At 58.6% G+C, this 13,172-nt stretch carries 12 protein-coding genes; 5 read left to right on the top strand and 7 right to left on the bottom strand.

The annotated features are described in order from the left end of the window. The first annotated feature begins 797 nt into the window (after positions 1 to 797). Both AC0QUY_RS40940 and AC0QUY_RS40935 read left to right on the top strand, forming a co-directional pair. The gene (locus AC0QUY_RS40940) at positions 798 to 1,184 is read left to right on the top strand and encodes a hypothetical protein (RefSeq protein ID WP_161851826.1); all 387 of its coding nucleotides are present in this window, start codon (positions 798 to 800) and stop codon (positions 1,182 to 1,184) included. Between the two features lie 6 nt (positions 1,185 to 1,190). After that, positions 1,191 to 2,339, top strand: coding sequence for a hypothetical protein (locus tag AC0QUY_RS40935; RefSeq protein WP_161851825.1), 1,149 nt, complete (start codon positions 1,191 to 1,193; stop codon positions 2,337 to 2,339). Positions 2,340 to 2,523: 184 nt separating this feature from the next. On the opposite strand, the gene qatD is transcribed toward AC0QUY_RS40935, so the two are convergent. The 6 genes from qatD to AC0QUY_RS40905 form a co-directional block, all read right to left on the bottom strand. Further along, positions 2,524 to 3,288 (bottom strand): Qat anti-phage system TatD family nuclease QatD, encoded by a 765-nt coding sequence (gene qatD, locus AC0QUY_RS40930; RefSeq protein ID WP_161851824.1) that lies wholly within the window; start codon positions 3,286 to 3,288, stop codon positions 2,524 to 2,526. Next, positions 3,288 to 4,643, bottom strand: a complete 1,356-nt coding sequence (qatC, locus tag AC0QUY_RS40925; RefSeq protein WP_161851823.1) for a Qat anti-phage system QueC-like protein QatC — start codon at positions 4,641 to 4,643, stop codon at positions 3,288 to 3,290. The genes qatD and qatC overlap by 1 nt, the downstream gene beginning before the upstream one ends. Continuing rightward, positions 4,643 to 5,443 carry a Qat anti-phage system associated protein QatB gene (gene qatB, locus AC0QUY_RS40920; RefSeq protein ID WP_161851822.1) on the bottom strand — a complete coding sequence of 267 codons (801 nt, stop codon included), beginning with the start codon at positions 5,441 to 5,443 and terminating at the stop codon, positions 4,643 to 4,645. Before qatB ends, qatC begins: the two co-directional genes overlap by 1 nt. A gap of 83 nt (positions 5,444 to 5,526) precedes the next feature. Then, a complete protein-coding gene (gene qatA / locus AC0QUY_RS40915; protein WP_161851821.1) occupies positions 5,527 to 7,461 on the bottom strand; it encodes a Qat anti-phage system ATPase QatA in 1,935 nt (644 codons plus the stop codon). Positions 7,462 to 7,661: 200 nt separating this feature from the next. Further along, a complete protein-coding gene (locus tag AC0QUY_RS40910; RefSeq protein ID WP_161851820.1) occupies positions 7,662 to 9,020 on the bottom strand; it encodes a phospholipase effector Tle1 domain-containing protein in 1,359 nt (452 codons plus the stop codon). A gap of 48 nt (positions 9,021 to 9,068) precedes the next feature. Continuing rightward, positions 9,069 to 9,314: a DUF2188 domain-containing protein gene (locus AC0QUY_RS40905; protein WP_161851819.1), complete on the bottom strand. Its 246-nt coding sequence runs from the start codon at positions 9,312 to 9,314 to the stop codon at positions 9,069 to 9,071. Between the two features lie 131 nt (positions 9,315 to 9,445). Between AC0QUY_RS40905 and AC0QUY_RS40900 the strand changes: the two genes are divergently transcribed. From AC0QUY_RS40900 to AC0QUY_RS40890, 3 genes are all read left to right on the top strand, one after another. Next, entirely contained in the window at positions 9,446 to 9,796 is a 351-nt protein-coding gene (locus AC0QUY_RS40900) for a helix-turn-helix domain-containing protein (RefSeq protein WP_161851818.1), read from the top strand. Next, complete coding sequence (locus AC0QUY_RS40895) at positions 9,793 to 10,686, top strand: ImmA/IrrE family metallo-endopeptidase (RefSeq protein ID WP_161851817.1); 894 nt, start codon at positions 9,793 to 9,795, stop codon at positions 10,684 to 10,686. The genes AC0QUY_RS40900 and AC0QUY_RS40895 overlap by 4 nt, the downstream gene beginning before the upstream one ends. A 461-nt stretch (positions 10,687 to 11,147) precedes the next feature. Then, positions 11,148 to 12,395, top strand: a complete 1,248-nt coding sequence (locus AC0QUY_RS40890; RefSeq protein ID WP_475391574.1) for a tyrosine-type recombinase/integrase — start codon at positions 11,148 to 11,150, stop codon at positions 12,393 to 12,395. 272 nt (positions 12,396 to 12,667) lie between these two features. Here the strand turns inward: AC0QUY_RS40890 and AC0QUY_RS40885 are convergent, their stop codons facing one another. After that, a complete protein-coding gene (locus AC0QUY_RS40885) occupies positions 12,668 to 13,021 on the bottom strand; it encodes an STAS domain-containing protein (RefSeq protein WP_475391576.1) in 354 nt (117 codons plus the stop codon). Between the last annotated feature and the right edge of the window lie 151 nt (positions 13,022 to 13,172).

The following is a 13,172-nucleotide window of genomic DNA, read 5'->3' as shown; positions in this document are numbered from 1 at the left end:
ATCGGCGCCGACGTTCAGCGCCCAAGACCTTCACCTGCATTCGCCACATGACCTTAAGGCTAGACTTAAGGTCAAATCCTCAGACGAACCGCCAAACCGCACAAGGCGGCCTCCGCCGGAGCGATACTTTCCGACTGCGAGTGCGGAACGAAGTCTGCCTGAGTCGTGCGAGCCGTCAGGGCTTCAAATCGCGGTCGCGCAATCACCGACACCGAGATTTCACTCCCGCGCCATAGAGCGTGTAAATCGCAATCTGTGTGACGAGTGAAACCGGTGCGCCGAGCGCAAGCCAAAGAGCGCCAAGAGAGTGCCCGACCGTTTGGGAGGGGCTGCCCCACTGCGGCAAGGAGGTCCCGGGCCCGTGTTGCTAATGGGATGGTTCGCATGATTGCGACGTGGCCAAGTTAAGAAATAGTGGCGGTCAGCCGCCAGACAGGCGAAGCGGAAACATGCAGACGTGGGAGCGTGACTTGAGGGCGCGGGATCGACTGCGATCGTGAGACCGGTTCTAGCTGGGCAGCCGCAGGAGGTCACATAGCGCCGACGCGCAGCGGCGGGACCCGGGACCGACTGCCCCCGGCGAGCGATGCACTATTTCCAGCGCAAGGGATGTAAGCCAGACGGCGGAGACGCCTCTTTGCGGCTCCGTTCACGACAGCCCGGTCCGCGAGGCGGGTGCGCCAAAGTGCAACGATACGCCGAAAGTCGTCAGCTTCTCCGAAACATCGGTTGCCCGCATACGACTAATCGAACAAAATAAGCATAAGGCGGATGGATCATTGGGGGCGAGGTTGAGCATGACATCGCATAATGAAGAGATTGAAATTCTGAAAGTCGTCTTCCCTGAGGCATACGCGTTACTGGGTGAAGAACGTATCAGACACATTGTTGAGAAGCCGGAAGATAACAAGGAAATCAATATCGTTGGTGGACAGAACCTTTCGCTCAAATCAGTTTATTCGGTCGTGAAAGCGGGGCTGGGCGTAATTCGTGAGGTCCAGACAGCATATCGGGATACGTTTCCACGGGAAGAAAAGGTTGAGTTCACGTTTGATGCCAAGAACAGCAAAGTCATCGTCATCACAACCGAAAAGGCAATTAAAGAGGAACTGACAAGACAGCTTCCGGCTATTGTCCAGGCCGTCACAAGACATACTCGCTCGCCTGGTCGCACTGCCCGCTAGCCTGCCATGCTGTTTTGGAAGATCATCGCTGATCTCGTCTATTACGAGATGGCCAACGTGGCCGTGTTGCTCTACGCAATTCTCGGCTTCACCAAATGGAGTGACAGCCTCACGGGAGCACTAGTGGTGGCTCTCTGTATTGCAGTGGCGGCCTTCTACAACAAGTGGGCGATTTTCTTCGATGCTTACAGGAGAAACGCAACTGACGCCCGCGCTGCCCTCCTGTCGTATCTTCAAGGATATCGGATCGTCGAGGCTCCCGACGACTTTCTGGTAGGCGACGCGACCACCCTTGGTCAGCTTAAAGAGACCACTGGTAAGGCCCGGGTCCTGTTGGCGTCGCCAAGGTCGGGCTATGAGCCGATGCTTACTTTCAAGTCCTTCATCCAACCAACACCGGGAGCCTACCGGACGATTGTCCTTCTCGGAGCGGACGGCAAGCTCGGAATAGCCGACCGCTTCTACCTGCTCCACGAGCTCTGCCACGCGAGCGTCCCGGGGCATATCAGGGAAGTCCATGCCCACAAGGCCACCTACCGGCTGATACTGCTTTACTTTCCTTTGCTTCTGGCCTGCCAGCATTGGCTCGCATGCTCCGCCATAGCCGCCATCGCCGGTCTCCACCTCTACAACGCAACGGAGCGCGTCAGCACTGAGATCGATGCCGATTGGAATGCCTGGCGCTTGCATGAGCGATACTTCGGACCACAGGAAACCGTTCGGACTGGGAAGCTTATCGCCTATCTTTTCTCTCAGAAAGCTGCGTTTGAGCAAGATCCGGAATTCAAAGTCCGGTCGATGCAGGCAAGACGAATAGCGGAAATTCTGGAGACGGACAGGACACGATTCGATTTATACAAAAAGGCGCCAACTCTGGGATTGCCAATTGTGATTCTGGTGTTGTCTCTGTTGCAGGTCGCAGCCGCCTCTATCGCCTATCTCGATGCGATACCGACTCTTCCCTGGATAATGCTGTGGCTTGCCCCACTTGCTGCTGTGATTGGAGTAGTCCGGAGTCGGTTTGCTTCGATTGCTGCCGCGAAGGAAGAATCTCTTTCCGCGTTCGTCGATGCTGTCCTGGAGAAGAGTCGCGAAATTGATGGCATCGCGGCAGAGCCGAAGGCGGGCACAACTGATCGCACGGAGCCGAAATAGGTTGCTTGAGACTAGCAGCCAATGTCAGGTGAGCCGACACTCAATGACCGCGTCAAACGTCCGTTACCGGTTCAATCGGCAGGACGAGATCAGCGTCCTTGTTGCGCACGTTGCCGACCTTATTGTCGACCGGCCAAATCTTGAGCCAGTCATCGGGGCACGGCTTCAAGAGGAGTGAAGAGTTTCAAAGTCCCGCGAAAGCCAGAACACGCTTGCTGTTCTGAGCTACCGTCGTACGAAGTACGGCGGCGTCCGCCGCGAGTAATCTCGCGACGCCATCACAAGTCTGGATGACATCCCAAGGCGCACTGATGCGGCCGGCAGTCGAGGTGAATGGGGCGTCGGTTTCCATCAGAAGTCTATCGAGAGGAATGCTCCCGACCAAGGTTCGGCCGGTCTCGGTCTCAAGCATGTTTGCGTTGACGGAGAAGTAGCAACCGCAAGCGATAGCCTTCCTGGCGCTCGCAATTGATCCTGAGAACCAATGCAAAATAGGTAGCAGTTTGTCGGGTGTCGTCAGGGCTTCGAGCATCGTGATCACGTCGTTTGCCGCGCGACGGCTATGGATGGTAACGACCCGGCCGCCCAACGACTGCGCGGCAGACAGTACCCTTCCGAAGACCTCTTTTTGCCTTGGCATGCTCGCCGCGTGCTTTCGGCTCCCATCGAGGCCAACTTCTCCGACTAGCCGGCTTTCGGGTAGGAGGCGTTCGAGGAGATCAAGTTCCGCATAGCGTTCGGCTACGAGTTCAGGATGCAGACCGAGCGCCGGATAAACATATCTGCTCTGGCGCATCCATTGTTGGTTGTGAGGCCATGCCTTCGGAGTGGTTGTGACTGCGATCGTGGCGATACGCTCGCGTTCGCATGCTTCAACCAACGCGGCGGGGTCGCGGTCGAGGTCCACGTGGCAATGAAAGTCGGCGCCACGGATATCATCGGCAATCATCAAGGGCGCACCGTCGCTTGTCTTAGAATATGCGCGACCTCCTCGATTCCACGGCGGAACACGGCTGCGTACTGTGCGATGTCGCCCCGGGGATAGTCCGAGAGCGGCCCCGGCTTGTGAACAAGTATACTCTCAATGTCGGGCGATTCAGACAGGCGGGACGCCATCATCTGAAACGATCGCACGTGCTCGCTTTCTGCCTTCGATCCCTCCAATGGCTGAGCGGAAAGGTTCGGAATGGAATAGAGGGTCCGATCCGTTCCAAACGCGGACTCAATCGCGGCGCGGCGGATAAGGCAAGGCGTGCAATAGCCGCAGTGTCGAGGTGATAGACTCCTATAACGAGCCTTGCCAAAGGATGAGCACGAGATTGTCTTGGGCGCGAACCGCTTGGCAAGCGTGCGGTTTCGGCATTTTTTTAGCATGTCGCCCTTGGTCATGAATCGGTACGGGTTGGTGATCATCGCCGAGATGCCAAGCGCGTCGATCAATTGTTGCCAGCGCGCGAGGTAGAATGGGTGCGTCGTGCGTGTGCTCCATGCGCCAAGACGCAAGGGATCGAGCGGTACATTTAGCGAGATCAGGCCATTCTCGGGAATATAGATCGTGGGGCTCGGCAATGCGCTGGCCGCGAGGGCGGCAAGGCTCAAGAAGAGGAACGACCGGCCCCGCGTCGTTAGTTCAGGGTTCGAGCCCTGCACCAAGTCGCCCGGAAACCCGACATTGGCACGAACATGGCGCGGCTCGAGATCGCCGTAGACTGCGCCAATGCCTTCGGCGCACTGCGTCTGCGAGCTTGTGCTGACATCACCGTAGTGGCTGACGAAGAGCGGACTCTGTTTTTTGGCGAGCAAATCGATCGCGCCGACGAAGCTATCGAGGCCGCCGGAGAACAGGCAGACCGAGTCGAAAGTGTCGAAGCTTAGCTCGTTAGTCGGCTCGATGAGCTCGTGATAGTCGCGGTGGCGCCTCCGAAAAGCGAGCCGCCAGTGATCGCCGGTGAGGAAGCGAAGCATTCGCTCGATCAAAGCGGCTTGGGCCGTCCACGCGTCGGGGTCCAGGACCGGCAGATAGAGATCGATTTCGCGCGTCCAGCTATCCTGAGACTCGGTCGCACGTGAGACTCGTGTGTCGGCCGCCATCACCACGGCGGAGAGGATCGCGAGGTCGATAGCGCGCTCCGTGGGATATAAGCCCAGATCGGCCAATTGATCGACCATCTGGCCGAGGCCGAAACCCAGCCGATGATCGCCATCGACGAAGCGAATTGTCGTCTTCACAGTGTCGCTATCGCGCAGCGCGACGCGCGTTTTATCGGTTGGACCGAGACGGGCGATGATACTGTGCCGGCGCATCAGCTCTGATCCCCCCACGTCTCGAACAATTCCCACGCATTCTGGTAGGTCTGATCGACGATCGCCCGAATCTCGGCATCCGAAAGTTCGGCAATCGAGGAAAGATCGGAGGCGAACGAGTCCCGAACGTCGCGCTCCACATAGCTGCGAAACTGCGCCTCAAACGCTTGGATGGTGTTGAGGTCGGCCACCTCAAACCCGTTGATGCCGATCTCCTGAAAGAGTCTGGCCTCGACCGCGTGCGCGATGAAGGCGAGGAACACGTCCCTGATCTGTTCAGCGGTCAGGGCATCGAGGTTGTCGATGCCGATCTGTTCGAGATCGACGCAGGTTTCAAGCCAGGCGTCGCGAGCGATGGCCTCGTCAATCGGCCCGCCATCCCGGCAGATGATGTCCGTGAGGCCGATGAACACTTCGCGGGTCGGGCGACCCACGAGGTTTCCGAGGTTAAGCCGAGCGAGCGTGTCGGCAACCCCATCACGTTGAAAGGCCCTGAAGACGCCCAGCGCGCCGCTGGCGGTGTCGCGGGCGCTGCCCATCTTTCGGGTGGCATTGCGGCTGCCGCCCGTGCCCGATCGCACATAGTCTCGTACCGCACGCCGCAAGGCGCGGCGGTCATTTCCCCCGGACGAGGCAAAGCGCGTGAAGTTGGTGCGAGCACCTGTGTAGCGCCCGGCGGATGGTGGCGGCTGGATGGCGGGTCGTGGTGCTTGCGACCCGGTCGGTGGTGCTCCATCACCGGGCCCCTTGCCATTGCCCGTTTCGCCACCGTCCGCGGGATCGACCTCACCGCCTGGCAACGGTTCGCTCGAGATTGGCTCAAGGAACGTCGGGACGAGAGACGTGTTCGAGCCGGGACCTCCCGAAGAGCCTGAGGTCCCCACTAGCTCTTCCTCTTGCGAACGGCGGCGGTGGCCTGCGCAGCGGCCCGTTTCAACGTCGCGTTCTCATCTTGCGCCGCCCACTCGCTGAGGACCGCTTGAAACTGCGCCATGGCCGCCCCGTCGGTGAGGATCTCGTTCCAGCCTCGGACGATCCAGATACCAAGTGATCTAACGTCAAGTGCGCTGACAAGGGCGACCAACTGCGACTGAAACCGGGGATGATGTTTGGCGAGGATGCCGAGCCCCTCGAAACCCTCCGGGGGGCTCTTGAGATTGGTCGCTTGAAGGACGCGCTCGCTGAGCGCCCTGAAGGCGGCCTCAGCATCTTGTGCCAGCAGCGCCCGCACCTCAGGCTCGACCATTCGCAAAGCGAGACCTGAGCCCGTGAGCTTCTCGACCAGCCCTTCGATACCGCCGATGCTTGCCGGTCCGGCCAGAGCGCGCTTATCGCGCGTGACAAAGATGTAAGGCCGCAGATCGGTATCACCTAGCGCGGGCGGAATGGTGAGCCAGCGCCTCAGCCAGTCTCGTGCAAGCCACTTCGCTCCATCATCCTCGGCCGTCTCCGACGTCTGTTGGCCCGATTTCTTCTTCGGCGTCTCGGCCTCGTCCTTCTCCGCCTTCAACTCCTCCTCGAATGCATGGAGTTCGGCGACTTTGCCGTCTTCGGAGGACATGGCCTTGCCGGCGACGTAGTTATAGAAATCCTCCTGGAATCGCTCGGCGAGCATCAGCTTGGCGAGCTTGCTTTGATCGACTTCGCCGTCGAAACCACGCGCCTTGGCGATCGCGCGGCGCACAAGCATGGTGTTGAGAAAGCGTTTGATCTGACGCGGATTGCCTTTGGTGCCTTCGCCCAGGATGGGGCCAATTCGCGTTGCAAGAACGAAGGCCGCGTCGAGTTCGGATGCCCGCCCAGGGTCCGCTGCGCGCACGTCAGCTTGCGTTAGGCCAGTGCCGAGCCAGGGACGATTGAGTGCAGCCTTGGCGCCCGAAAGCAGTTTTCTAAATCCAGCGTGCTCGCTGCCGAGAAGACTTTCGACCATTAGGAGCATCACGTAGACACGGGTCTCTTGCGTGCCGAGAGCCGGTATGCGGAAGGGCACCTGAATCAGCTTCTCGAGATAGTTGCGTGTGTAGGAGACAGGTCCTGATGCGAGGGGAAGGTCAGGAAAATGCTGCCGGACGGCATATTCGATCATGCCCTCGTCAGCGCCGATCACGAAGGCTGTCTTCGGGACGAAGAGGAAGAGCCTGATGGCTTCGAGAGTTGCGATCGCGGTGGACGGAAGGCAGCGATCGAGGTCGTCGATCAGCACGACAAGCTGATCGATCTTCGCTTCCTCCAGCAAGTCGGCAAACTCTTTACGGAAGTGATAAATGATCTCCGGCACGTTGGCCTCGGCGGCTTCCGCCGGCTTCAGAAAAGTGCTGGCCTCGGAGAGCTGCTCCTTGATCTGATCGGGCGACAAATCCTTCAGGCCGCCGATCGTGGCGTTGAGCTTTTCGATAACGGAACCGATCTGATCGGGCGAAGGCAGTCCGGTAGCCACGTTGAACACGAGGCCGCCGCCGCGCTTCAAGAGCTTGAGCCACTCGACGCGCTTGAGCAGTCGCCCGCCGAGTTCTTTCACTTTGCCAATCGTCGAGCGCTGCTGACACAGCTCGGTGATGGTCGCTTCGATAAGAACCGTCTTGGCATCCTCGAAGCCCTGAAAAGCCCAACCGTTGAACCACAGGCAGGCAACAGCTTTGTCTCCGGCAAGGTCGCGCTGCACCATCTTCAGAATGCTGGACTTGCCCGCGCCCCAGTCCCCGTGAATGCCGATCGTCAGCGCGCGACTGCGGTTCTGAACAAGCAGTTCAACGACTGTCTTCGAAATGGCTTCACAGTTCAGAAAATCGACTTCGGTCTCGTAATCTGGAATCAACATGCCCCATCCCCTGTAAAGGCCGTTGCGGCTCTTCTTTGGGTGCAACTATAGCGAGCATTTGAAGGGGAGCCAAGCCGCAGGCCCAACATAGTCGCAGCGTCCAAATCTTGCGGTCTGTTTGCGTACTTGCGGCGCTCTGTCCTCTTGAGGTCGTGGCTTGGGCGAAATTGTGAACTCTGGCTGCACATGTTCGAACGGTTTCAGACAGCTTCGACAATGCTCTGCGCTGGGATACGCAGCCGCTGATGGACGAAGAGCTCGTCCGGATCGTCCAGGACATCGCGGTTGGCTTCGAAGATCACACCCCACAGCTTCGCGTCGCCGTAATATTGCTTTGCGAGTTTGCGGAGCGCATCGCCAGACTGAACAACATGTTCAGTCAAGAGGTCGGAAGAAGGCGCGGTTTGCGTGATCAGGTGCGCGCTAAGGCGTTCCGAAACTTTGCTCAATGCTTTGGGTCGATAGAGCGTGCGTTCTGGAAGCCTTTCGGCGTTCGCGGTCCACCTCCGTATGGCAGCCGCAGAGAGCTGCCAAAGGTGATCGGGCCCAGGCCGATCCGTTCGGATGATATCGGTGAAGCCTTTCTCCGGCATCTTCATGTTGATGAGCGGAGCGAAGGGATCAGGTGCGAAACCGTGAATGCGAGATCCGTGCTCGACATCAAGTCTCAGGCCGGCCAGCTTCGCGCCCTTCAACACCCACGCCAATGAACCGTCCGATAAACCGCGGATGTCGCCGCCGCCACCGACTGATCCGTGGACACCGGGAAACCATTTTTCTTGATAAGGCGCGTCGAGCGCGTCCGCCGACGAGCTTTTCGCCTTGTTGATCTCCGTCAAATCGCCCCACAGCACAGCCGGAAAGAGCGCACGCCGTTCGTCGATGGCCACGGCGTGGCGTGCGCTTTCCACGAAGTTCGTGAGGCCCGCGTCGTGGAATGCATGCTTTCGATTGAGGTGGGCGCTGAACGGCGTGATCGCGGGAAGGCCGAGAGCAGAAACGGTGTCCCAAACGCCAAGATACTTGATCGCGAACAACGGGGCGGCGCCCTGAACATATGCGGGCACGTGCCGGCATCGCCAGTCGTCGTCATCGGTGCCGATGCAAACTTTGTTGGCATAGTCAGCCCTGAAGCGCCGCATGCGATCGCTCGACCCGGGAGACTCCGTCAGGCGCTGGCGATATAGCTCAAGCGCCTCGTCAATCCGCGCGGCATGCAAGCGGTGCAGCGGCCCAACATGGCGAAGGAAGCCGACAAAGGTCTGCGCACTGAAAGCGCCGCGGGAGAAGCCAAAGACGTAGATTTCATCGCCGGGGTCGTAATTGAAGATGAGAAAGCGATAGGCCTCGCGAACATTCTCGACGAGGCCTGATCCGATGATGCCACCGGACCAATGCTCGAGCCGGTCCGTCCCGACGCCTTCGTCGTAGTGAATGATCTGCGTAATGCCGTCCGGCGCTTGCCGCATGATGCTCGCCGCCGTCAGCACCACGTTGGTCGGCGTGTCTGCGCTCAGCCTGTTCCAGGTTCCGTCGAAGCAGAAGATGATCCGTTTCATGAGGGTCTCAGTCGCTTGAGGGTGAACTCGGCGGTGCGCATCGCCCGATCAGTGCTCGCGGTCCTTCGGCGGATTGGGATCGTTGCCAGGGGGGATCGTGTCCTTGCCGCGAATCTGGCCGTCGCGGCCTTTCACGATCAGTTCGCCCCCGCCCTGCTTGCCGAGGTTCTCCTTGGCCGCCTTGATGGCCTCGGCCTGTGTATCGTGTTTGCTCGATGCCCGGTCGGCGTCGTTGCGCTTGTTGATCCACTCGCCATCGCGGCGGAAGACCGTTCTGTCACGATCTTTGCTCATGAACTTTCCCTTCTATTTGGGCACTAGGCCTCAAGTTGATTTGCATTACGAATCCGCCATGGCATAGTTGACGGTGCCGCCATACTGACTCCATATGGCGAATACGTCAATATCGTCATGTCGAAAGAGCCATGGAACAACAGCAAGCTTCTGATATCTTTAAGGAACGTCTCAAAGCCGCCCGCGACCTCCGACGGCTTAATCAGACCGATCTGGCCTCCAAAGCAGGGCTGCCGCCAAGTTCGGTGTCCCACTTCGAGTCGGGCGCACGAAAGCCATCGTTTGAGAATCTCAAGCGCCTGGCGATAGCGCTCGACGTGACGACGGACTACCTGCTCGGTCGCGCCGCGACGCCTGACGCGTCAGCCACGGCGGGCCGCCTCAACCGCGATGTGAACAAGCTGAGCGCCGAAGACATCAAGCTGACGGAGGCCTTCGTCGAAATGCTGATCAAGCGCGGTCAGTCGAAGGATAAGAAATGAGTACAAAGCTGAAGCTCGCGCGTCGCGCTTTAGCTGAGAACACCGCGCACGGCGTGCTGCGCGAGATGAAGATCGAAGGTCTCTATGTTGACCCGGAAGCGATCGCGACGGCCAAAGATATCGTGGTACAGGCCAAGCCGGACACGGCGAACGGTGTCTCGGGCGCGCTCATCAAGGTGGGCGATGAGTTCGGAATCATGTACGCCACGAATATTCCGAGCAAGGGATTCCAGCGCTTCAGCATCGCCCATGAAATTGGCCACTACTACATAAGCGGCCATGTTGATGCGCTGCTTGGAACCGGCGTGCACTATTCGCACGCCGGATTTCATTCGGCCGACCCGTACGAACAGGAGGCCGATTTCTTCGCCTCAGCGCTGCTGATGCCGGAGCGTCCTTTCAAGAATGCAATCGACGACCATCCCATCGGGCTCGCCGGCATCGAGGCGTTGCGCAAGGCGTGCGCCACGTCTTTGACGGCAACCGCCATTCGCTATTCGGGACTGACGCGTGACGGTATCGCCGTCATTTCCAGCGTTGGCGGCACGGTCGACTGGTGCTTCATGTCCGACGGCCTCAAGGAGGCCAAAGGAATAAAGTGGCTACGCAAGGGCACGCCCGTTCCCGGGGGCACATTGACCGAGTCCTTCAACGCTCGCCCGGAGAACATCCGCACTGGGCAACAAGACGCCGCCGACGGCAATCTGCGCGATTGGATGGATATCGAACGCGGGTACAATATCACCGAAGAAGTTGTCGGTCTCGGGCAGTATGGCCGAACCCTGACGATCCTGACCTGCAAGAGTCTGAGTGCACGGGTCGAAGAAGACGACCAGGAAGATGACGACGAAGCTTTGATCGAGAACTGGACGCCTCGATTTCGACGCTAGCGCTACGGCCTGCTACTTGGTCGGGCCGTCGCAGCGCGGCAGCTAGCGTCGGGCTGTCATTCCACCCACATGCTCCTCCGTTTCCAGGCCAGGGGTAATTGCAGTCATTCGTGCTACGTATGCGCCGCCTTGGCCTCGTAGCGGCAAGCTGAAGCTTCTCGGTTAGCGATCTGCTAACCGGCTGATTTCATTTAGGTTTGGTTGCGGGGATGGGATTTGAACCTATGACCTTCAGGTTATGAGTTTCATCAAAGCGGTTTTCGCTACTCTACGAACCCGCCGCCGCATCAACGCCATCCTACGACAACTCATTGAGCACGCTTGATTTACTCTCGCGCCTGCTCCTACCTTATCTGCGAAGCTGTACGCCGTGACTTTCGTCGCGCCGCTTCCACGACGCTTCCACGAAGCGACGTCTTATCAAGGAACCTAAGACAGAACGTTACGCGAACGAGTGCAGTATGGCGAAAGTCAAGATCACTAAAAGGACAGTCGAGGCTCTCAGAGCCACGTCTAAAGACTACATCGCCTTTGATGCCGACCTTCCTGGATTCGGCGTCCGCGTTATGCCGAGCGGCAAGCGCTTCTTCTTGGTGCAATACCGACGTCACGGCCGGACTCGGCGAGTGATGATCGGGCAGTTCGGCATCGTGACCGCGGAGCTGGCCCGCCGCGAAGCAACGATCAAGCTTGGCAGCGTCCGAGGCGCCAATGGCGACCCCGCAGCGATGCGCGACGCCGACCGGCAATCAACAACGATGAAAGAATTGGGAGAGCGCTTTCTGAACCAATACGTCCCGGTTCGCTGTAAGCCCTCAACGCAAGCGGAATATCGACGTTCGGTCGAACTGTTTCTCGATCCGTTTTTCGCAAAGCAGCGTGTTCGCTCGGTAGCGACGGCTGATGTCGCCGAGCTTCACGGCTCCCTGTCTCATATCCCTTATCAGGCCAACCGCACTCTCGGCGTTCTATCGAAGATGATGAACCTTGCTGAAACATGGGGGATGCGAGACAAGCACAGCAACCCCTGCGAGGATATCGAACGGTATCCTGAACGTAAGCGCGAGCGATTCCTATCGCCTAAGGAATTGCGAAGCCTCGGGCAAGCGCTGACCGATGCAGAGGTCAACGAAACCGAAACCAAATATGCGATTGCTGCCTTCCGGCTTCTTCTGTTAACGGGATGCCGGCTGTCCGAAATTCAGACTCTTGAATGGAGCTGCGTGGATCTGGAGCAGAAAGAACTGCGATTACCGGATAGCAAGACAGGTGCAAAAACCGTCCATCTCGGAGATGCGGCGGTGACTTTATTAGAGGCTCTCCCTCGCGTGGCGGGCAACCCATATGTTATCGCTGGAAGGAAGGAGAAGGCCCACCTGACTGATCTTCAGCATCCATGGCGACGCATTCGAAAGGCAGCGGGACTCGATGACGTGCGTATTCACGATCTCCGCCACACATTCGCGTCCGGTGGATTGCTCGTCGGAGAAGGCTTAGCGATGATTGGCAAGTTGCTTGGACACACCCAAGTGCAGACGACTGCTCGATACGCTCATCTTGCGTCTGATCCGGTCAAACAAGCGGCGACGAAAATTTCAGATCGCTTGGCTTTGGCGCTACTGGGCGGGGCGGATGACTCGAATGCTAATAAAGGGCAGCGCTCGCGCATGTTGATCGAGAATCAGGACGACGATACGGCGGCAGCATAAGAGAAAACGCCCCTCACAAGCCGTCGAGTCAAAACACGATTGTTGTGAGAACCTGTGGCGCCTGCGTCCCGAACCCAGTTATCGGGCCGCATAGCGCTGAAAAGTCGAGAGTTTTGGCCTCATACGATATTGGTTATTTGCGTTCGTTGCTGACGTAGCCGGGGTTATCCCGGGGTTGGCGCTCCATGTAGAATAGCTTTTCGACAAGAATTTTCGGTTGCGGGGACCTGCAACCATCTCAAATTGCTTTTTCAGAGGGGCTGACGGGGCGCTCACGCGGCCTCATGTTCTGCCCTATCGCCCGTCCGGAGCGAGGAGATCGCGCTTTCGACGGTCGAAGCATATTTGACGAGAGGTCTCCTCAGCCCATGGGCCAGAAACAAGCGGCGGATGTCCCGATTGGCCCCCGTCAGCCAAAGCGCAACGCCGCGTTTGTGTGCCTTGTGGGCAAGCCCTTCGATCATGTTTGCGCCGGTAGAATCGAGAAATGGAACGGCGGAGAAATCCACGATCAATGCCTTGTAGTCGTCCTGGATGCGGTCGAGAATCGAACCGATGGATGCTGTTGCGCCAAAGAACAGAACCCCGGTGATGCGGTAGACGGCCACGTCAGGGTTCGCCGCAATATCCTCGTTGTAAGCTCCACGCGGCCTAGCAGGCTGCTGAAAAAGCTGATTGCAGGAGCGATTTTCTTGATCGGCGCGAGGATGCGGCGACTTCCGAGGTCTGAACGACGCCGTAGGCGGTGTCTCGGAGGCGATTTTGCTTCATTTTCGA

This window comes from Bradyrhizobium sp. WYCCWR15520 (assembly GCF_056174665.1).
Note: the sequence above shows the minus strand (reverse complement) of the source record. Positions and strands in the feature narration are given on the sequence as shown.